Here is a 20,949-nt window from a genome sequence, read left to right as displayed (position 1 = left end):
ATTTTTATTTGAATTCTTTAATCCAACAATGCGTTTTCCTTACATCTAATAATAACCTGTGTCAATAAGTTGCAGATAGCCTGCTCATGAGGTTTTATTTTACATATTCCGATTCTTTTATTTATTCTAAAACAATGGGAATGTTTTATGTGATCTGCAAGGTATTTAGACTTCATATACACCTGGCAAATTTTGGAAATGTCAACTTTGTATAATCAGTAAATGAGTGGAAACGGGTTTGAATTCAATTTCTATGTACATTTGGAAGGTCATTTTAGCATCGGGCGCACTGTGAAAAATATCCAATTACATGTCGAATATCTCCACCCGGATCTTGGATCCAATTTGTTGAATTTCCTGAAGGGTGCTTCATTAAATACAGATCATTCATGCAATGAAGAAGTGGTAAATAGGCTACTTCGGGTTTTTGCTTCAGAGAAGTGTTATTTGACAAACAGTTGTACGGATGCACTCGAAATGTGTGCTTTGATATTGAATTTAAAGGAAGGTGATGAAGTCATTGTGCCTTCATATACCTATGTCTCAACTGCGAATGCATTTCATTTGCGGACAAGTCAGTTGCGATTTGCAGACTGTTTACCGAATAGACCTGTTGTCGATTTGCAAACCATCGAAAAGCTGGTAACTAAAAAAACAAGGGCCATTGTAGTCATGCATTACGGAGGAATTGCGGTGGACATGATTCCACTTCTGCAATATTGCCATCAGCATAATATAGCCTTGATTGAAGATGCAGCACATGCCATTGGAGCCTGTTATCTCGGCAAGCCATTGGGTAGTTTTGGAGATTTTGCAACATGTTCATTTCATTATACCAAACCTATTTCCTGTGGGGAAGGAGGTTGCCTTTTACTTAAAGGCAATTCTTATATACAACTTGCGGATTCGGTATTTGAAAAAGGTACAAACCGGAGAGCATATAAAGAGCTGAACCTTTCAAAATACGAATGGGTCAGTCATGGCTCTTCCTATACCATGTCGGCTCTTCAATCCTGTGTATTATCAGTTCAACTGCAGGCTCTGGAATTTTTGATTTCGAAAAGAAAAATGGTATGGGATCATTATTTTCAGTTATTGGGATCTTTACAGCAACAGGGACATTTTTTTCTTCCCGAATGTCCGGAGGGAAACCAAATCAATGGATCCTATTTTTATATTTGCCTGGAAGACCCCACGCGAAGAAATGATCTGATTGACTTTTTAAAAAAAGCTGGGATTGAATCTTGTTTTCATTATTTGGCCTTACATAGAAGTCCATTTTATGCCAATGCCGGAAAACAGCATTTGCCGAATGCTGATTATTTTGAAGCGGCCTTATTGCGTTTGCCAATTCATCATGAACTCAGTCTTGAACAACAGGAGTACATAGCAAGTAAACTAGCTGAGTATTTTAAATAGCATAAAAAATTCTAATTTATTGACCTGATTTTTTAAACAAAAGATCAAGTGTTATTCGTTCGATAAAATTATATGCTATTTACTACAAGTAAAAAAATACTGTTTTATAAATCTTGTGAAAGAGGATTTTCAATTTAAAAAATAATATTAAAAAAAAGGCCGGAAGTTTCATCTGGACCGGCCTGGCTGTTCTCATAGTACTAAATGCATCAGATATGATTGGAAAAAAAAGCAGTGCATTCCTTCTGCTTTTCTGAATGAATTTTCATTTGGTGATTCAAAATAAATGATTAATCGAGCTTCGTGCAAGAAATTTCGGACAATCTTATTTACTGACAGCATAACTTTATTCTGGAATATAATCTTCTGATTAAAGCAGGTTTAATTTCTATTCTGTGTTTGTCTGAATTGGATGATTGTTTGCGGATTTAGATTATTGGAACCTAATTTTTTGAATGGGATATGCAGGAAGTTTTAAATATGATGCCTGTGATGGATTCACTTCGTTTTATATAGATTAATTTCTGCTGGTGCAAGGAAGTGGATGAACAGGTCAAGCCTGTTTTAGAAGAACAAACACATACAAATAAGAGTTGGCAGGTTTCCGCGGTCGAATTGCCGGCTCAAGGACTCCCTGAGCCCGAATAACGGAATTGTCTATTAATCGGAATACAGAAAATTTTGAGGATTCATTCTTGGAATCAATGGATCTGTATCCAGCTGATTTAATGGGTTTTGGCATAGGATGAACGACCACCTTTAAAATTGCTATTAACAATAAAAGGGAATTGTGCCGGTTCCCAGCGGCCTCAACTCAGGTCAAAAATTCAGGGGTATGAGATAAATTTCAAAAATTGATACAATTTTCCAAATTGACACCCAGTCTTGTGTACATCGGGACGATTGCATAAGTGTTCCATAAAATATTGATAATAAGCAAGATATGCTAATAATTCGAGCTCCCGGGTTGCTTCATCTTGCTGATTTAAATGATCAAGGAATCAAATCATAATTCTTTTTCGCGCCAATTATTCACGAAAATCGGGATCAGCTCGTGCAGAACATACAGCCGGTTAATCAGCTTGATCGATAATGGCAGACCCGTATTATCCACTTGCTGGCCGGAACTTTTTGGATGATCCAGTGAACGAAAAACAAACTTTTTGGGATTTTAAAAAATGGGCTTTGTGGTAATTTTTGCCAGCTGCCTTTTAGCTTGTTGGATTTCCTACATCCAGCTATTATGACATTTTGTCTATTTTCAATTTTAAATAATAAGCAGGACAAGGGTTAAGCTGTCTGTTTTTACTGCCAAAACTACCAAAATTATTGCTTGGCATAATGTATGCATTCGGCAGGTAGTTCAAAACCAAAATTAATCTGTTCATTTAAAAAATTATCGATATGAAGCCAATTAATGACCGCGTCGTGATCAAGCCGGCTCCGGCAGAAGAAAAAACCAAAGGGGGTATCATCATACCTGATACTGCTAAAGAAAAGCCACTAAGAGGTGAAGTTATTGCTGTTGGTCCGGGAAAGGACGGCAATATGATGACTGTCCACAAAGGAGATATTGTTCTTTACGGCAAATATGCCGGACAGGAATTCAGCTATAAGGGTATGGATTACCTCATCATGCGTGAAGACGATATTCTCGTTATTATTTAAGTTCAAGTATTATTCCATTTAAAAATTCAAATTGAAATCATATGGCTAAGAAAATAAGTTTTAATTCAGACGCCCGCGAAAGATTAAAATCGGGTATTGATCAACTGGCGAATGCAGTAAAGGTGACCCTCGGACCCAAGGGAAGAAATGTGGTCATCCAAAAAAGTTTCGGTTCACCTCAGGTAACTAAGGACGGTGTAACTGTAGCAAAAGAAATCGAATTGGAAGATCCTATAGAAAACATGGGAGCGCAATTGTTGAAGGAAGCTGCTTCTAAAACAAACGACCTGGCCGGTGACGGAACAACTACGGCTACCGTTCTGGCGCAGGCCATGGTAACTGCAGGTATGAAATACGTTGCGGCAGGAGCAAATCCGATGGATTTGAAAAGAGGGATCGATAAAGCAGTTACTCAGGTAATTGCTGATCTTGCTAAACAATCAGAGCAAATTGGAAATGATTTTTCAAAAATTAAGCAAGTGGGTTCGATCTCAGCTAATAATGACGAACATATTGGAGAGTTGATTGCCAGTGCCATGAAAAAAGTAGGCACCAATGGCGTTATTACCGTTGAGGAAGCAAAAGGTACGGAAACTACTGTAGAAGTGGTTGAAGGTATGCAATTTGACAGGGGCTACCTGAGCGCTTACTTCATCACCAATGCAGATGACATGACGGTTGAATATGAAAATCCGCTCATCCTCATATACGATAAGAAGATCTCCAACATGCAGGAAATGTTGCCGATCCTCGAAAAGGTTGTTCAAACTGGCAAGCCGTTAATGATCATTGCAGAAGATGTAGATTCACAGGCTTTGGGAGTATTGGTTGTCAACAGACTTCGTGGAGGATTAAAAGTTGTTGCTGTGAAAGCTCCGGGATTTGGAGATCGCAGAAAAGCAATGTTGGAGGATATCGCAACATTGACCAACGGTACTGTCATTTCTGAAGAGAAAGGGTACAAACTCGAAAATTGCGACATAGCACAATTGGGAACTTGTGAAAAGGTTACTATTGACAAAGACAATACCACTATAGTAAAAGGAAAAGGTCAGAAAAAAATGATCGAAGCCCGGATCAATCAGATCAAAGCTCAGATTGAAACAACCACTTCCGATTACGATAAAGAAAAATTGCAGGAGAGATTGGCAAAATTGGCAGGAGGTGTTGCTGTGTTGAATGTTGGTGCGCCTACTGAAGTGGAGATGAAAGAAAAGAAAGACCGCGTCGATGATGCTTTACATGCTACCAGAGCAGCAGTCGAAGAAGGCATTGTAACGGGTGGAGGCGTTGCGCTGGTGCGTAGTATATCCTCTCTTGACAAACTGAAAATCACCCATGAGGATGAAAAAATCGGAGTAGAGATTGTTAAAAAAGCTTTGGAGTCACCGATACGAGTTATTGCTGAAAATTCCGGAGTAGAATCGTCAGTGGTTTTTATGAATGTATCTGCTAAAAAAGGAGCTTATGGTTTCAATGCGCGCACCGGGGAATATGAGGACTTGAAGAAGGCTGGCGTTATTGATCCTACTAAAGTTACAAGAATTGCTTTGGAAAAAGCCGCATCTATTGCAGGTGTTGTGCTGATGACCGAATGTGTTGTAAACGAAATGCCGAAAGAGGAAAAGGGTGGAGGTGGACATCATCACCACGGTGGAGGCATGGAAGGTATGATGTAATTCGATTTTCTTCAAAAATCAAAATAAAGCCCTGTTGTGATAACACAATGGGGCATTTTTTTTTGGATAAAAGAAGGAAATGATAGATGATAGATGATAGAGGATAGATGATAGATAATGCATAATCCCTATTCATGCATTCCAGTATCTTAGCTTAAAGCAAAAAGCTTTGTTTAGGGTTTTTGTAAATCACCATTCTATTGCAAGATATTGGAAATTATATATTGATGATCAACAATATATAGTATATTTTCAATTCTAATGCAGAGATTGGGATAATGCATAATGGTTATTAGTCATTAGACCTTCGGCATTCGTTATACATCATTCGTTATTCTTCATTCATCATTCGCCATTCGTCATGAATGTTTGCCAATGGTATATAGAATCCGGATAATTGAGCTTGTAGCTTTTTTGATGGTCACCGGATTTTAAATGCAGGATGTTGGATTGACCCGTAATGCAATCGTATAACAAGCTGTTTTTGATTTCTAAATTTTCGGGCAAGGAAGTCAACGGGATTTCAAAATAGGACCAGGTTGCTTCCTCTGATTTTTCATAACCCACATATTGCAACTGTAGTTTTGTTCTGCCCTTGTAAATTTGAAAATGAGTATCTACATATTGTGAAATTGCAGTATCTACCTCGGGACCATTATCCGGTGCAAATAATCTGATATTTTTTCGGGAGTGCGATGACAAACATTTTTCAAAATCATCCGTAAACAACTTTATGCTGATCTCAAGTTGTTTGTTTTCGGGATGGTATCGGATTTCACTAAGCCCCAGGTAAAATGGATGCACCATTCCTGTTAACAAAACTACACTCAGGGTGACCATCATCTTTGAAAAGAAAGCTCTTGTACAGATTTCATACTTTTGCATTGCGCAAAATTAACAAGTATGCAAGATTTCGGACTTTGGTTCCACACCGGGCTTACTCATATATTAGATCCTGCTGGAATTGACCATATATTGTATATCGTTGTGTTGGTCATTCCTTTTGCCTGGGTCAACTGGAAAACATTGTTATGGCTGATTACTGCATTTACTTTAGGGCATTCATTGACCCTGGCTTTGAGCACACTGGGATGGCTAAATCTGCCAACAGCCTTAGTTGAATTGGCAATTGCATTAACCATTGCCTTGTCCTGTATCTTGAATTTCTTCCTTTCAGAGGGAAATCAGACGAGTTTTAAAGGAAGGTATATTATAGCTGCCGTATTTGGTTGTATCCACGGACTGGGATTTTCTTATCTGTTAAAGTCCATGCTGGGGAATACAGAAAACCTGATGGGTCCTCTATTCGCTTTCAACACAGGGCTTGAAGCAGGCCAATTGGTAATATTGGTCGGAGTCCTGATTTTTAAAGGTATTTTTCAATATTTCACAAAAATCGGCAGTGGAAAAATAACAACTACGATAAGTTTCGTAATTTTGGTCTTATCTTTGTATTACCTTATAAAACGCTTCATTAGCCTTATTGAATCATGAATAAACTCAAGTTCTTACTTTTCACCAGCTGCATTTTGGTTGCAACCGGGAAATCCCAGAACATCCGCAACAACCCGAGTTCCAATCATGGGAACCGGTTTGAACAATTGGGCACCATTTTACCGGATGCGAACAGTTACAGAACTGCTTCGGGAGCTCCGGGTCATCAATATTGGCAAATGAGAGCAGATTACGACATCGATGCGCGATTGGACGAAAATAAACTACATCTTTTTGGATCGGAATGGGTGACTTATTACAACAATTCACCCGATGTGTTGCATTACATTTGGTTGCAGTTGGATGAAAATGAGCATCACCCTCAATCCAGCAATAATTATGCTGCATTCGAAAGTAAAACGGGTAAACAGATCACAGAACGAAATTTAACAGAACTCGATCGGAGAGCCAAGCTGGAAGGTTTTGGCGTTCAAATTGAAAGTGTCACGGATGCCAAAAATAAAGCTTTGGTCTATTTCATCAATGAAACCATGATGCGGATTGAATTGCCAGCTGCGTTAAAACCCGGATCGTCTTTTAAATTTTTTATTCGATGGAATTACAAAATTCCCGATCGTTTGGATATAGGTGGTCGGGGCGGATATGAATTGTTTCCGGAAGATGGAAATCATTTATTCACCATGGCGCAATGGTTTCCCAGGCTGTGTGTTTATTCCGATTTTCAGGGATGGCAGCACAAGCAGTTTACAGGAAGGGCTGAATTTGCATTGCCTTTTGGAAATTATAAAGTGCGCATTACGGTACCCGATGATCATGTGGTTGCAGCAACAGGTGTTTGTCAGAATTACAAAAAAGTTTTGACAACAGCTCAGTACAATCGATGGCAAAAGGCGCAGAATGCAAAAGAGCCAATAGAAATAGTCACACTGGAGGAAGCCAAATCGTCTGAATTGAAGAAATCTGCCAACACCAAAACATGGATTTATCATGCTGAAAATGTAAGGGACTTTGCATGGGGAAGTTCCCGTAAATTTATTTGGGATGCCGTGCCCACATTTATCGAAGGAAGAAAGGTGTTGTGCATGAGTTACTATGCCAAAGAAGCGTATGGACTTTACCGCAAATATTCATCAAAAACTGTTGCACATACATTACAAACTTATTCTAAATTCTCAATACCCTATCCTTATCCGGTGGCTATTTCTGTTGAAGCCTCAAATGGAATGGAATATCCCATGATCTGTTTTAATTTTGGAAGAACTGAGAAAGACGGTACTTATTCTGAGGGTTCCAAGAATGGAATGCTTGGAGTTATTATACACGAAGTCGGACACAATTTTTTTCCAATGATTGTCAACAGCGATGAACGTCAGTGGACATGGATGGATGAAGGCATCAATACTTTCGTACAGACCTTGACACAGGAAGAATTCGATTTGAATTATCCCGCCGGGCGTGGTGCTGCCGCAAATATTGTGAGCTACATGAAGCTTTCAAAAGACCAGCTCGAGCCCATCATGACCAATAGTGAAAATCTGGTACAGTTTGGTTCTAATGCTTATGCCAAGACCGCGGCTGGTTTGAATATTTTAAGAGAGACAATAATTGGTCGGGAAAGGTTTGATAAGGCATTTAAAGAATACTCCCGAAGATGGGCATTCAAACATCCAACTCCGGCTGATTTTTTCAGGTCGATGGAAGATGCCTCTGGGGAAGACCTCGATTGGTTTTGGAGAGCCTGGTTTTACGATATAGAACCTGTAGATATAGCCATCGACAGTGTGAGAATCATGTTGACAAACCATCCGGCTCCTCCGAGAAAAGAAACATACTACTGGCAGCAACCAGGAGCCAACGAGAATATTACAAAGTACAGAAACCGGACATCGGGAATGTCGTTTTTAGTAGACCGCGACACATCGCTTCGGGACTTTTATTATTATTATGATTCTCCCAAAGCTGCGAGAAAGATTTCATTTAATTTAAATCCTGCCCCAGCAGCATTGCAAAAAGGTGGCGACAGCACTTATTTATACGAAGTCCATTTTTCTAACAAAGGAGGCATGGTCATGCCATTGATTATTCGCTGGAATTACGAAGACAGTACATTCGAAGATGAAAAACTCAGTGTTCAGATCTGGAGGAAAAATGAAGAAAAAGTGATCAAGACATTTATTCGAACCAAGAAAGTTCAATCTATTCAGTTGGATCCTTTTTTAGAAACGGCTGATATCAATACTGAAAACAATAATTGGAACATGAGTGAAGAGCCCTCTCGATTTGAACTATTCAAGTCTGAAGCTCGCAGATCAAGAAGGAGATCAGGGCCAATCGACATTCCAAATCCTATGCAGCAGGAGCAAAAAAAGAAAACTCAAAATTGAGGAATCTACCCTTACTGGACAATTAGCCAGTCTGATAGAATTCCTGCCCTTCTGACGGGGTTTTACGAAGATCGTTATCAACCATTAAAATATCAACTCCTCTATTAATATGTCACCCCTACGGGGCTGAATTCGGATGCTCAAATTTTCTATTCTATTCACAATCATCTATCATCCATTCTCTAATAATATGTCGCCCCTACGGGGCTGAATTCGGATGCTCAAATTTTCTATTCTATTCACAATCATCTATCATCCATTCTCTAATAATATGTCGCCCCTACGGGGCTGGATTCGGAATCTCAAATTTTCTATTCTATTCACAATCATCTATCATCCATTCTCTAATAATATGTCACCCCTACGGGGCTGGATTCGGATTCTCAAATTTTCTATTCTATTCACCATCATCTATCATCCATTCTCTAATAATATGTCACCCCTACGGGGCTGAATTCGGATTCTTAAATTTTCTATTCTATTCACCATCATCTATCATCCATTCTCTAATAATATGTCACCCCTACGGGGCTGGATTCGGAATCTCAAATTTTCTATTCTATTCACAATCATCTATCATCCATTCTCTAATAATATGTCGCCCCTACGGGGCTGGATTCGGAATCTCAAATTTTCTATTCTATTCACCATCATCTATCATCCATTCTCTAATAATATGTCACCCCTACGGGGCTGGATTCGGAATCTCAAATTTTCTATTCTATACACCATCATCTATCATCCATTCTCTAATAATATGTCACCCCTACGGGGCTGGATTCGGATTCTCAAATTTTCTATTCTATTCACCATCATCTATCATCCATTCTCTAATAATATGTCGCCCCTACGGGGCTGAATTCGGAATCTCAAATTTTCTATTCTATTCACCATCATCTATCATCCATTCTTTAATAATAGGTCGCCTCTTCTGGGCTGGATTTAGCTTACATTAATGCTCCTAAAAGCGTTAGGTAAATTCTCTTTGATCTTTAAACTTTAATCTCTAATCTGAGTTCACTCCATCTTCCTTCATTCTTTTACCCTTCTTCCCAAATTGAAATCGCAGCATCAGATACCCAATTGTAGCAGCAATTAAAGAGGCTACAAGTATGGATAGTTTCGAAAGATTAACGGATGTTTCGTCAGGTAAGGCCAGTAAAGAAATAAAGATGGACATGGTAAAACCTATACCTGCCAAAAATCCGATGGCCAGAATGTGTTTCCATGAGAGGTTGGGCAACATATTGGCAATTCCTGATTTTACGGCAACGTAAGAAAAAAGCAAAATCCCAATGGGTTTTCCTGCAACCAATCCGAGTATAATACCCAGCGACAATGGAGAAGAAAGCTTTACAAAATCATCATTTGAAATGAGCAACGCTGTGTTAGCCAATGCAAACAGAGGAAGGATGAAATAAGCTACCGGTTTATGCAACAGGTGTTGTAGTTTGAATGAAGGGCAATGATCGTCATCTTTCTTAAAAGGAATAAGAAACGCTAGAATAACTCCAGAAATGGTTGAATGGATTCCAGCTTCGTGAATGGTGAACCAAAGCCCGATTCCCGGAAGTATATAATACCACCATTTGTTAAATCCTGTCTTTCGCATCAGCAGCATCAGTGCAATCAGTCCACCGGAAAACATGAGGAATTGGCCATTGAGTCCGCTGTTGTAAGCGAATGCAATAACAAGAATGGCACCGAGGTCATCGATGATAGCCAAAGCAGTAAGAAATATTTTTAAGGATATATGAATCCGAGTACCCAATAAGGCAAGGATTCCAAGAGAAAATGCAATGTCTGTCGCCATGGGGATTCCAAATCCCGATGAATAATCAGTACCGAAATTGATGCTTAAAAAAATGAAAGCAGGTACTATCATCCCACCAAGAGCAGCAGATACGGGCAGCATCGAATTTTTAAAATCGGCAAGCTCTCCAACAAACAGTTCTCTTTCAATTTCCAATCCGACCAATAGAAAAAATATTGCCATAAGGGCGTCATTTATCCAATAAGTTAAACTATGGCCCCAAAGATTGAATTGGAATAAACCTTTATATGCATCGCCAAATGCAGAATTGGCTACGCATAAAGAAAAAACTGTGGCAAGCATCAATAATAAACCTGCAGTTTTCTCTGATTGAAAGAAATCCTTATACAACTGTGCTACAACATTCCTCATCGCATTTTATTTTTATTATGATAATATTAGATCAGGGGTAAAATTTAATTTTAGTTTTTTAATAAGTCTGCTTAACAAAGGTTTGTCGAGTTATTGAAGCATTTAATTAGCTTCTTAAATAAAAAAAACACAAATTCAACACGAATGTTCTAATGGGTTGTCGTCTTCATTTATGGATAATCCCAATTCATGCAATGGAATCCGGTTTCTTCGCTTAAAGGCTGAAGGCGTAAGGCTGAAGGCGTAAGGCGTAAGGCATAAGGCATGATCATTATGCATTATCCCAATTCATGCAATGGAATCCGGTTTCTTCGCTTCAGGCAAAAAGCTTTGTATAGTGTTTTTACAAATCACCTTTCTATTGCAATGCATTGTAAATTATATATTAATAATCAATAATTTATAGTAAATTTTCAATTCTAATGCAAGGATTGGGATAATAAATTGAAACTGCCCTATAGGACTTTATTCAGGTTGGATTGAAGTTAAACACAATGATGTAAGAAGAGTTATAAATTTTGGTTGACTTGAAGGAGCTTCAATTAAGATTTCAGGCAAGCCCGGAAGATTTTTCAAGCCGGATCCGGCAGCAGGGAGTGTTGAAGACTTTAGAAATATTAGCATAAGCTGGGAGCCGTAGGTTTTTTTTAGATGTAATCTTAAATAAGTTGAATAAATTGGCGGTGCAAAGTTGCCCGGGTATTATGTAATGGCAGCATTTTTGCAGATAAATTGAATCTATGGACATATTTGAGCGCTCGTTAAAGCTGCACGAGGAACTGCGGGGTAAAATTTCAGTAGAAAACAAATTGGACATCACTTCTGCAGAGGACCTGTCATTGGCTTATTCACCGGGTGTTGCCGCGCCTTGTGAAGAAATTTATGCACACCCCGAGAAAGTATATGATTACACCATAAAAGGCAATACGGTTGCCATTGTAAGCGATGGATCGGCTGTGTTGGGACTAGGAAACATTGGACCCCATGCTGCCATACCGGTAATGGAGGGCAAGGCCATGCTTTTTAAAAGATTCGCTGGGATCAATGGATTTCCAATCTGTCTGGCAACCCAAAAAACCGAAGAACTCATCCAAATTATCAAAAACCTGGCCCCGGTGTTTGGCGGGATTAATCTCGAAGATATTTCATCTCCCAGATGTTTTGAAGTGGAAGACAACTTACAGGATATAGGAATTCCGGTTTTCCATGATGATCAGCATGGCACTGCCATTGTCGTACTCGCAGCCTTGATGAATTATTGTAAGCTCACCCACCGGCGAATGGAAGATCTTCGCATTGTAATTAACGGGGCTGGAGCTGCAGGAATAGCAATAGCCCGATATCTGGGCCGGAAAGATCCTTTGGCTACCAATCAGCATATCGTAAAAGAGATCATCATGTGCGACACGATGGGCATTATCCACAGGAATCGCATGGGTCTGCAGGGAATTAAACTCGAACTTTTGTCCTATACAAACCCGAGAAATTTGTCCGGGACCGTTGCGCATGCTCTTGTCGGGATGGATGTATTTATTGGGGTAAGCAAAGCCAATCTGCTCGACAGGAAGCACATACAAATCATGGCCAAAGATCCATTGATCCTGGCGCTTGCGAATCCGATTCCGGAAATCCTCCCCGATGAAGCCAAAGCAGGAGGAGCATTTATTGTTTGTACCGGTCGGTCCGATTTTCCCAATCAGGTGAACAATGTGCTCGCATTTCCGGGAATATTTTTAGGAGCATTTCAGGTGCGGGCAAAGAAAATAACACTTTCCATGAAATTTGCAGCGGCAGCGGCTATTGCCTCTTCAGTATCTGACCCACGTCCGGATTGCATTATTCCACCTCCCCTTGACGAAAGTGTTGCTCTAAAAGTGGCAAAAGCCGTGGCCAATGCCTATCCGCCAGGTTCATGATGGCGAATGTTGACAGCTCTTCCCGGTAAAAGGTCAAGCCGGCGGTAATGTTTATCTTTGTTCCATGTCTGTTACAACAGTTCCAGTGCTTTATTTGCGAGATTCAAAAGATTTGATTCGTGATGGTTTTTTGAAATTGGAGGAAGCCCGTCAAAGGGATCCTTATCCTTCATTAAAGGATAGAATGGCTGGCCTTGAACGGTTGGAAAAGACCTTGCTTGCTAAAAGAAATGAAATCAAACAGGCATTGGAAGCAGATTTCAGAAAACCTGCTTTTGAGACCGATGGATCTGAATTTCTAACCTGTCTGATAGAGATCAGAAAAGCCCGGCGTAATCTTAAATTCTGGATGCAGAATAGAAGTGTGAATACTCCTTTGGAAATGACGGGGACCCGAAGCTTTCTGCGGTATGAGCCAAAAGGAGTCATATTGATTTTATCTCCGTGGAATTATCCCTTAAACCTGAGTATCATTCCGCTGGTTGCTGCCTGGGCTGCAGGAAATAAAATTATTTTAAAACCTTCTGAATTTACGGATCACACTTCAAAATTATTGAGAGAAATCATTCACGAAAGTTTCAAAAGTGATGAAGTTTTACTTGTTGAAGGAGATGCGGACATTGCCGAGTTTTTAATTCAATTGCCCTTCCATCACATCTTCTTTACGGGGTCGCAGGATAAAGCCAGAAAAATTTTGAAGATGACGGCCGAAAGGCTGATTCCGGTTACATTGGAATTGGGTGGTAAAACTCCGGTGATCATCGACTCTGGATGTGAAATTGAAAAGTATGTAAAAGATATTGCTTTCGCAAAATGTTTGAATGCAGGACAAACCTGTATTGCACCTGATTTTATTTTGTTGCCTGAACACATGAAAGATGTCTTTCAAAAGGCCTGGAATCAATCCTTGATTGATTTTTATGGGAATCATATCATTGCTAATCCATCATATTGTGGGATCATCCATAAAAAGCATTTTACTAAATTAATAGATTTGGTAAGGCAAAGTGCCGAAGAAGGTGCGATCCCCGATTCAGATTTGGAATTCAATGAAGACTTACTTAAAATAAAACCCATCTTGTTGTGGAACAGCGATTGGAATCATACTACCATGGAAGATGAGATCTTTGGACCCTTATTGCCAATCATTACTTATAAAGATTGTAAAGAATTTATTGCTCCTCTGAATAAAATGAAAGTTCCTTTGACGCTTTACTTATTCAGCAACAACGAGAAATGGCTTTCCGAATTGACAAATAAAGTAAAATCAGGAGGAGTCAGTTACAACAATTGCCTCATCAATTATTGTAATTTTAATTTACCTTTTGGTGGATTGCGCGAGAGTGGTTCGGGTTTTAACCATGGTAAATATGGCTTTGAAGCATTTTCACATTTGCGGGCAATCAGCAAACAAGGTAAATGGCTGAATATTTTAAGATTGTTTCATCCTCCTTACACGAATTTCAAATCCAGTCTGATGAATTTGTTTATAAAATTAATAGGAAAAATATGATAGCATTTCGTTTTTATTTTTGTTTACTTCTAATTCCGTTCATCCTTTGCGGACAAGATAAAACTTTCGGTCTTGAAGATATTTACGAAAAAGGAACCTTTTCTGCGAAAGGGGTCCCTCATTTTAAATTCATGAATGATGGTCAGCACTACACGCGATTGATGGGAACTAAAATTACCAAATTCTCGATCGTCGATGGAAAAGAAACAGAAGTCCTCATGGATGCTTCTTTGCTTCCTGAATTGAAAGGAAAAATGGAATCGTACAGCTTTAGCAATGACGAAACAAAAGTTTTGATCGCAACGGCTTCAGAACAAATTTACCGGTATTCATTTATTGCGGAATATTATGTGTATGACCTGAAAATGAAAAAATTGATTCGGTTGTTCCCAAAGGGGAAAATCAAATACCCATCATTTGATCCGGAGGCAACGAAAGTTGCATTTGTGTTTGAGAACAATTTGTATTACCAGGATTTATCAAATCAAAAACTAATTCAAATTACGAAAGACGGAAAGGTCAATCAAATTATCAATGGTGCTTCAGACTGGGTCTACGAAGAAGAATTTACTTTAACCAAAGCTTATGCATGGTCTCCTGCAGGTGATCAAATTGCTTATTTCCGTTTCGACGAAAGCCGTGTCAAAGAATTTACGCTTGAATATTTCAGGAATGATCTCTATCCAGAGAAGTATACATTCAAATATCCAAAGGTTGGGGAAGAGAATGCGAAATTGAGTGTTTGGAATTACAATTTGAAAAAGAAAAAATGCAGGCAACTGAATATAGGTCCGAGAGTGGATGATTATCTTCCGCGGATTCAATGGACTAAAAATAATGTTGATTTGTGTGTAAGCTGGATGAACAGGGACCAGAATCACTTGAAGTTGATCCTCGTCAATACCCAAGAAAATTTATTCCGGATACTGCTCGAGGAAAAGAATAAATACTACATCGATATTCACGATCATTTGACGTTTTTGGATGGAAATAAATTTTTATGGGCCAGTGAAATGGATGGTTACAACCACCTTTATTTATACGGTCTCGATGGCAAATTGGTCAATCAGCTGACATCCGGCAACGAAGAGATGACGGAATTTTACGGACTAAGCGAGGACGGAAATAAAATTTTATGTCAGTTTGCAACCAACTCCGGACTGGAAAGGACTTTGCGATTGATTGATATCCAAACAAAAGAGATTCATCCCGTTTGGTCTTCATCGGGCAATCAAAATGCACAGGCAAGCCCCGGACTCAAATACCTGGTGCTATCCACTTCCACCATCAAAAGCCCAACGCAATATAGAATTACCGACAAATTTGGAACGGTCATCAGGGATCTGGAGTTGAATGAAGCCCTTACTGAAAGAATCAAGGAATTTAAGCTATCGGAAGTTCAGCTGATGCAAATACCCAACCGCGAAGGAGTGTTGTTGAATGCGGCCATTATTAAACCCAAAGATTTTGTGTTGGGTAAAAAATACCCTGTATTTATGTTTTTATATGGCGGACCGGGTAGCCAGCAAGTTATGAACCGGTGGAATTCATTTGGATATTTCTGGTGGCTTCAAATGTTGGCACAAAAGGGATACATCATTTGTGTTGTCGACAACAGAGGTACAGGGGGCAGGGGAGAAGAATTTAAAAAGATGACCTATCTGCAACTGGGAAAATTTGAAACGGAAGATCAGATTGATGCTGCCAAGTATTTGGGATCTCAGGATTTTGTAGATGCAGAACGGATTGGAATTTTTGGTTGGAGTTACGGTGGATACATGTCGAGTTTGTGCATCCTTAAAGGAAATGAAGTATTTAAATCGGCGATCGCAGTGGCCCCGGTGACCAACTGGAAATGGTATGATACAGTTTATACGGAGCGATATATGCGTAGGGTTTCCGACAATGCGAAGGGTTATGATGAAAATTCTCCGGTCAATTTTGCAGATCGATTAAAAGGAAATTACCTGTTGATTCATGGAATGGCTGATGATAATGTTCATTTTCAGAATTCGGTTGAAATGGCAGACGCATTGATCAAACACCGCAAACAGTTTGATACTTATTTTTACCCAAATAAAAATCATGGCATCGGAGGAATGAATGCGAGGATGCATCTCTTTACGAAAATGACTGATTTTGTATTGAATAAAATCTAAATTCGTGCAAATGCAAAAATATATTTTCATCTGCATCACATGCCTGTTGTGTTCACAGTGTAAACCTGGATTGACGATCGTAAATCCTAAACCGATCCAGATAGATTGGATAGTGGGTATTTGGAAACATAAGGATAAAGAGCTTTATGAAAAATGGATCAGGAAGTCAGAAACGGAATACATCGGAATTGCATATGACCTGGATATGGGATTTGCAACAGTGAGAGAAAATATGCGGATCTTCAGGCAAGGGAACGACAGTTGGTTTTTTGAAGCAAAGGTCAAAGAAAATGATTTCAAACCGGTATTATTCAAATGGATGCCCGATCCTGTTATTGATCTTAAATTTGTGAATGAAACGCATGATTTTCCTAATATCGTCATGTACAAGCGCGAAGCATTTGATATCATGACAGGTTCTGTTTCTAACCTGAATGGAGACAAGATAGTTCATTCCGATTATACGAGATTTGCAGTCAAGTGAGTGTAATTGAAATTATAAACAGGAAAGCCGCACATCTCTACCACTTTCATCAGTCTTTTGAAGCGGGTTTGGTTCTCAGTGGTAGCGAGGTGAAATCGATCAAAGCTGGCAATGCCAACCTGAGCGACGCATATTGTATTGTGGAACACGGAGAGGTGAAGATTAAAAATATGCACATCTCGGAATACAAGCAAAGCCAGGAGCGGGAATACAATCCTAAACGGGAACGCAAATTACTCCTCAATAAAACCGAGATCCGAAAAATTGAAAGAAAGATCTCAGAAAAAGGTTTTACGCTGATTCCTTATAAGATCTATTTATCGGATCGCGGTTTGATCAAAATGGAGGTGATAGTAGCTTCCGGAAAAAAATCTTACGACAAGCGCGAATCCATCCGCGAAAAAGACGAACGGAGGGAAATGGAAAGAAACTACAAAGCGAATGGTTAATGGTATAAAGATTAAAGAGCAAAGATTAAGGAGCAAGGATTAAGGAGTAAAGATCAAGGAGTAAAGATCAAGGAGTAAAGATCAAGGAGTAAAGATCAAGGAGTAAAGATCAAGGAGTAAAGATCTGGGAGCAAAGATCGGGGAGCAAAGATCAAGTAGCAAAGATCAAGTAGTAAAGATCAAGGAGTAAAGTTCAAAGGAGTAAAACGACGTCATTCTCCATACTCCTCCCGACATGAAGATGATGTAATTTTATATGAGCTACATCATGTCGGGACTCCATAATCTATTCTCCACCCTCAGTATCTTCCATCTTTCACGTAGGGTAATTTTTTCATTGAATCAACTTCCAGGCTTGGAAATTCAAAGTCTTCGGTAATTTTTCCCCGAAGCAGATAGCAACCTCTGCCCATAAAAGGAAAGCGCTCGAGCGATGGGGGGAAATGTGTGCTGTCGAAGAAAGCACCGGCCGAATCAATCCAGGTGCCGAATGCCATGAGTTTCCCTTGCTTGGTGCGCACGGGCTTTTGAGTGACATAGTATCCGAGCATGTGCACATTTCGCCGGTTGTATTTTTTCATTTCCCTGGCCGGTAAAACTTTTTCCGGTTTTTCTTCCAGCAGATCAAACGGACTGCACAGTGGAAATCCCAGCAGTTCAATTTCGTCGAAAGCCTGGTCGTAGGGGCTTTCTTCCAATGTTGGGATTTCAAAAGGCTCACTTGCATCTTCAAATAAATAAGAGGGCAGTGCATGTAGTTTTCCCATTTCCGGAACTGCATTTTTTTGCCACATGAGTTCCGCTTTTTGCAGACCTGTAAAAGAAAATGCGCCAATGCGGATCAGCAACAGCAGTTGCTCACGGCCCATGGGAACCCTGCGAATGAAATTGTCGAGATCCGTATAGGGCCCGTTTAGACGGCGTTCTCGGACGATGCGCTGGGCGATGGATTGTTCGAGCGAGTGAATGTGTATAAAGCCGATCCAGATCGTTTTTCCTTCGATGCTGGTGAGGTATAAGCTGTTGTTGACACAGGGAGCTTTGATCTGTGCACCACACATGCGCGCTTCGTGGATGTAAAGTTCTGCATTGTAAAATCCTCCGAAATTGTTGATGACGGCAACCATGAATTCCAAAGGGTAATGAGATTTCAGATACAGACTTTGAAAAGATTCGACTGCGAAAGAGGCCGAATGGGCTTTGCAAAAGGAGTATCCACTGAAACTTTCGATTTGACGCCAGACCTCGTGGGTGAGCGCATCCGGATAACCTCGTTCTTTGCAGTTTTTAAAGTATTTTTCCATCAGGTTTCGAAAAGTGTCTGAACTCTTTCGTTTACCTGTCATGATTCTCCGGAGTACATCCGATTCATCCAGATCCAGTCCGGCAAAATGGTGTACGATTTTCATGACGTCTTCCTGATACACCATGACACCAAATGTTTCCTGCAGGTGTTCTTTAAAAACCGGATGCAGGTATTCGACTTTTTCGGGATGATGAAATCGCTCGATGTATTCGCGCATCATACCCGATTGGGCAACGCCCGGCCGGATGATGCTGCTGGCTGCCACCAGATGAACATAGTTGTCGCAATGTAGTTTTGTCAACAGTCCACGCATGGCCGGCGATTCGATGTAGAAACAACCGATGCAATGTCCGGAACGCAACTGATCTCGTACGCGTGTATTGCTTTTGATGGATTGGATGTCGTGGATTTCAACACTTCTTCCATGATTTTTTCGCACGAGATCGACCGCATCTTTGATATGACCCAATCCTCTTTGACTCAGAATGTCGAATTTGTGAAAACGGAGGTCTTCTGCACCGTACATATCAAAATGGGTGATGGGAAAACCCTTGGGCATTTGTTGGAGAGCGGTGTGGTAGTAAAGAGGCCGCTCAGAAATGATGATACCTCCCGCATGAATGGATAGGTAGTTGGGAAATTTTTCAATTTGTTTTCCATAATTAAAGATGTGTTTTGCAAAAGGATGATGTTTGTCGGTTGCTTTGGGATGGTCAATAATGGTATCGATGTCGCCTTTGGGAAGTCCGAACACTTTGCCGAGCTCCCGCACGATGGATTTTCCTTTGAAGCTGTTGTAGGTGGCCAGCAAAGCGGTGTATTCGCGACCATAACGCTCAAAGATGTATTCCGTTACATCGTCGCGCTCGCTCCACGAAAAGTCGATGTCAAAATCGGGTGGGCTGGTCCGGTGCGGATTGATGAAGCGTTCGAAATAGAGATCGAGTTCGAGCGGGTCCACGTCGGTTATAAAAAGACAGAAGGCAACGATCGAATTGGCGCCGCTTCCCCGCCCAACATGGTAATAACCGGCGGATTGGGCGTAGCGCACGATATCCCAGGTAATGAGAAAATAGGCACTAAACCCAAGCCGGTGGATGACCTGCAGTTCCCGGCGCACACGGTCCGTGGCGCGGTCATGGTGTGCGCCGTAGCGTCTGCGGCATCCCTGAAAAGCAAGTTTGGCTAATAATTTATAATCCCCCTCTGGAGTTCCGGTAAAACAACGTCTGTTGTTGGCATCTTCCGAAGGCATCTCAAAACGACATTCGTCGAGAATGGCTTCTGTGTTGCGAAGGATGACCGGGTATTGGGAAAATATTTCGCGTATTTGCCGGGGAGTAAAAAACACTTCGTCCTCGGCCGCACAATCGCTCATTTCGAGCTTGCCGACCACGATGTTCAGATCGATGCAGCGCAGGAGTTTGTGCGTGCGAAAGCCCTGCCCGTTAAGGAAACTAACCGGGCTGAATACGACAAGCTTGTCCACGTGAGGACGCAAGGATGAAGAAAAAAGGGCAGGTACTTCCGCGGGCTTTATTCCGATGAATTCGTTAACCTTCAAAGCCGACAGTTCGCAGGGAGCTGTCCGGTAAATGATAAAACAATGCTGCCAGTCCGGAGCTCTGGTTTCTATGTTTTCCTGAGACAGCCGGCTGAGCTGCCTGTTGATCTCCGCAATGCCTTCGGCATTTTTAGCCAGAGCTGTGTACAGAAATTTTCCATGCTGACGAAATTCCAGTCCAAAAATCGGACGAACTCCTTCTTGTATACAGGCCTGAGCAAATGAAAAGGCTGCCGAACAATTGTTGATGTCGGTCAGTGGCAACACATTTATTTCAAGCCGCGCGGCCTCTTTGGCCAGCTGCCCGGGCGATAAGGTCCCGTATCGCAATGAGAAATAAGAGTGTACCGAAAGATGCATTTACAGACGAAATATTCGGCAAGTATATGACGAACAAACGACAAGAACAAATTTTTTTTCTTTTATTCTCAACTTGATGCCCAAATATTAATGTAAATATTTATATATCAATATATTAGATAGGTTATATAAAAATCATGTGTGTTTAATGGATCCAGATGAACGGGGGAAAGACGTTTGGTACGGGTGCTAACTTTTGATCAAACAAGCTTTTGCTTTGCATCTGCTCGATATTGAATGATCTTTGCGTAGTCGCTGACCTTTGCCACGAAGGCGCTAAGGCTCAAAGTTTCACAAATCGGATCTTTTGCTATAAGAATTTACTCCCCATGCAATGAACTTGCCCCGCTTTAAGCGCTGAAAAAGCATACCCGTCCAGGAAGCTCTGTTGGAATTTAAATCAACGTC

Annotated in this window: 14 protein-coding genes; 10 read left to right on the top strand and 4 right to left on the bottom strand. The window is 40.5% G+C overall.

Annotation, left to right across the window (positions count from 1 at the left end; all coding sequences use genetic code 11):
* Positions 1–222: 222 nt before the first annotated feature.
* Entirely contained in the window at positions 223–1,419 is a 1,197-nt protein-coding gene (locus tag IPM34_11715; GenBank protein ID MBK8956205.1) for an aminotransferase class V-fold PLP-dependent enzyme, read from the top strand.
* 1,241 nt (positions 1,420–2,660) lie between these two features.
* Here IPM34_11715 and IPM34_11710 read toward each other — a convergent pair.
* A complete protein-coding gene (locus tag IPM34_11710; GenBank protein MBK8956204.1) occupies positions 2,661–2,807 on the bottom strand; it encodes a hypothetical protein in 147 nt (48 codons plus the stop codon).
* 16 nt (positions 2,808–2,823) lie between these two features.
* On the opposite strand from IPM34_11710, the gene IPM34_11705 reads away from it, so the two are divergent.
* Positions 2,824–3,087, top strand: coding sequence for a co-chaperone GroES (locus IPM34_11705; protein ID MBK8956203.1), 264 nt, complete (start codon positions 2,824–2,826; stop codon positions 3,085–3,087).
* Positions 3,088–3,128: 41 nt separating this feature from the next.
* Complete coding sequence (gene groL, locus IPM34_11700; GenBank protein ID MBK8956202.1) at positions 3,129–4,766, top strand: chaperonin GroEL; 1,638 nt, start codon at positions 3,129–3,131, stop codon at positions 4,764–4,766.
* 345 nt (positions 4,767–5,111) lie between these two features.
* Here the strand turns inward: groL and IPM34_11695 are convergent, their stop codons facing one another.
* On the bottom strand, positions 5,112–5,651 hold the full coding sequence (locus IPM34_11695; protein ID MBK8956201.1) for a hypothetical protein: 540 nt from the start codon (positions 5,649–5,651) through the stop codon (positions 5,112–5,114).
* 18 nt (positions 5,652–5,669) lie between these two features.
* Here IPM34_11695 and IPM34_11690 point away from each other — a divergent pair, with 18 nt between their 5' ends.
* Positions 5,670–6,260, top strand: a complete 591-nt coding sequence (locus IPM34_11690) for a HupE/UreJ family protein (GenBank protein MBK8956200.1) — start codon at positions 5,670–5,672, stop codon at positions 6,258–6,260.
* Positions 6,257–8,605 (top strand): M1 family metallopeptidase, encoded by a 2,349-nt coding sequence (locus tag IPM34_11685; protein ID MBK8956199.1) that lies wholly within the window; start codon positions 6,257–6,259, stop codon positions 8,603–8,605. The genes IPM34_11690 and IPM34_11685 overlap by 4 nt, the downstream gene beginning before the upstream one ends.
* Positions 8,606–9,611: 1,006 nt before the next feature.
* Here IPM34_11685 and nhaA read toward each other — a convergent pair.
* Positions 9,612–10,790, bottom strand: a complete 1,179-nt coding sequence (gene nhaA / locus IPM34_11680) for a Na+/H+ antiporter NhaA (protein ID MBK8956198.1) — start codon at positions 10,788–10,790, stop codon at positions 9,612–9,614.
* A 740-nt stretch (positions 10,791–11,530) separates the two neighbouring features.
* Here nhaA and IPM34_11675 point away from each other — a divergent pair.
* The 5 genes from IPM34_11675 to smpB all read left to right on the top strand — a co-directional run bounded on the left by IPM34_11675 (position 11,531) and on the right by smpB (position 17,311).
* The gene (locus IPM34_11675; GenBank protein ID MBK8956197.1) at positions 11,531–12,706 is read left to right on the top strand and encodes an NADP-dependent malic enzyme; all 1,176 of its coding nucleotides are present in this window, start codon (positions 11,531–11,533) and stop codon (positions 12,704–12,706) included.
* Positions 12,707–12,770: 64 nt separating this feature from the next.
* Positions 12,771–14,219 (top strand): aldehyde dehydrogenase family protein, encoded by a 1,449-nt coding sequence (locus tag IPM34_11670; protein ID MBK8956196.1) that lies wholly within the window; start codon positions 12,771–12,773, stop codon positions 14,217–14,219.
* Positions 14,216–16,378 (top strand): S9 family peptidase, encoded by a 2,163-nt coding sequence (locus IPM34_11665; GenBank protein MBK8956195.1) that lies wholly within the window; start codon positions 14,216–14,218, stop codon positions 16,376–16,378. The genes IPM34_11670 and IPM34_11665 overlap by 4 nt, the downstream gene beginning before the upstream one ends.
* Before the next feature lie 10 nt (positions 16,379–16,388).
* Positions 16,389–16,862, top strand: a complete 474-nt coding sequence (locus IPM34_11660; GenBank protein ID MBK8956194.1) for a hypothetical protein — start codon at positions 16,389–16,391, stop codon at positions 16,860–16,862.
* The gene (gene smpB / locus IPM34_11655) at positions 16,847–17,311 is read left to right on the top strand and encodes an SsrA-binding protein SmpB (GenBank protein MBK8956193.1); all 465 of its coding nucleotides are present in this window, start codon (positions 16,847–16,849) and stop codon (positions 17,309–17,311) included. Before IPM34_11660 ends, smpB begins: the two co-directional genes overlap by 16 nt.
* A gap of 299 nt (positions 17,312–17,610) precedes the next feature.
* On the opposite strand, the gene IPM34_11650 is transcribed toward smpB, so the two are convergent.
* Positions 17,611–20,541 carry a DNA polymerase III subunit alpha gene (locus tag IPM34_11650; protein MBK8956192.1) on the bottom strand — a complete coding sequence of 977 codons (2,931 nt, stop codon included), beginning with the start codon at positions 20,539–20,541 and terminating at the stop codon, positions 17,611–17,613.
* Between the last annotated feature and the right edge of the window lie 408 nt (positions 20,542–20,949).

The organism is Saprospiraceae bacterium (assembly GCA_016716185.1).
Taxonomy (GTDB): domain Bacteria; phylum Bacteroidota; class Bacteroidia; order Chitinophagales; family Saprospiraceae; genus Vicinibacter.
The sequence above is the reverse complement of the archived record's forward strand: the minus strand, read 5'-3'. Positions and strand labels throughout refer to the sequence as shown.

What these genes read in the sequence shown, in the direction of transcription:
- IPM34_11715 (MBK8956205.1), top strand. Translation starts at nt 223, where the DNA reads ATGAGTGGAAACGGGTTTGAATTCAATTTCTATGTACATTTGGAAGGT.
- IPM34_11710 (MBK8956204.1), bottom strand. Translation starts at nt 2,807, where the DNA reads ATGAACAGATTAATTTTGGTTTTGAACTACCTGCCGAATGCATACATT.
- IPM34_11705 (MBK8956203.1), top strand. Translation starts at nt 2,824, where the DNA reads ATGAAGCCAATTAATGACCGCGTCGTGATCAAGCCGGCTCCGGCAGAA.
- groL (MBK8956202.1), top strand. Translation starts at nt 3,129, where the DNA reads ATGGCTAAGAAAATAAGTTTTAATTCAGACGCCCGCGAAAGATTAAAA.
- IPM34_11695 (MBK8956201.1), bottom strand. Translation starts at nt 5,651, where the DNA reads ATGCAAAAGTATGAAATCTGTACAAGAGCTTTCTTTTCAAAGATGATG.
- IPM34_11690 (MBK8956200.1), top strand. Translation starts at nt 5,670, where the DNA reads ATGCAAGATTTCGGACTTTGGTTCCACACCGGGCTTACTCATATATTA.
- IPM34_11685 (MBK8956199.1), top strand. Translation starts at nt 6,257, where the DNA reads ATGAATAAACTCAAGTTCTTACTTTTCACCAGCTGCATTTTGGTTGCA.
- nhaA (MBK8956198.1), bottom strand. Translation starts at nt 10,790, where the DNA reads ATGAGGAATGTTGTAGCACAGTTGTATAAGGATTTCTTTCAATCAGAG.
- IPM34_11675 (MBK8956197.1), top strand. Translation starts at nt 11,531, where the DNA reads ATGGACATATTTGAGCGCTCGTTAAAGCTGCACGAGGAACTGCGGGGT.
- IPM34_11670 (MBK8956196.1), top strand. Translation starts at nt 12,771, where the DNA reads ATGTCTGTTACAACAGTTCCAGTGCTTTATTTGCGAGATTCAAAAGAT.
- IPM34_11665 (MBK8956195.1), top strand. Translation starts at nt 14,216, where the DNA reads ATGATAGCATTTCGTTTTTATTTTTGTTTACTTCTAATTCCGTTCATC.
- IPM34_11660 (MBK8956194.1), top strand. Translation starts at nt 16,389, where the DNA reads ATGCAAAAATATATTTTCATCTGCATCACATGCCTGTTGTGTTCACAG.
- IPM34_11650 (MBK8956192.1), bottom strand. Translation starts at nt 20,541, where the DNA reads ATGCATCTTTCGGTACACTCTTATTTCTCATTGCGATACGGGACCTTA.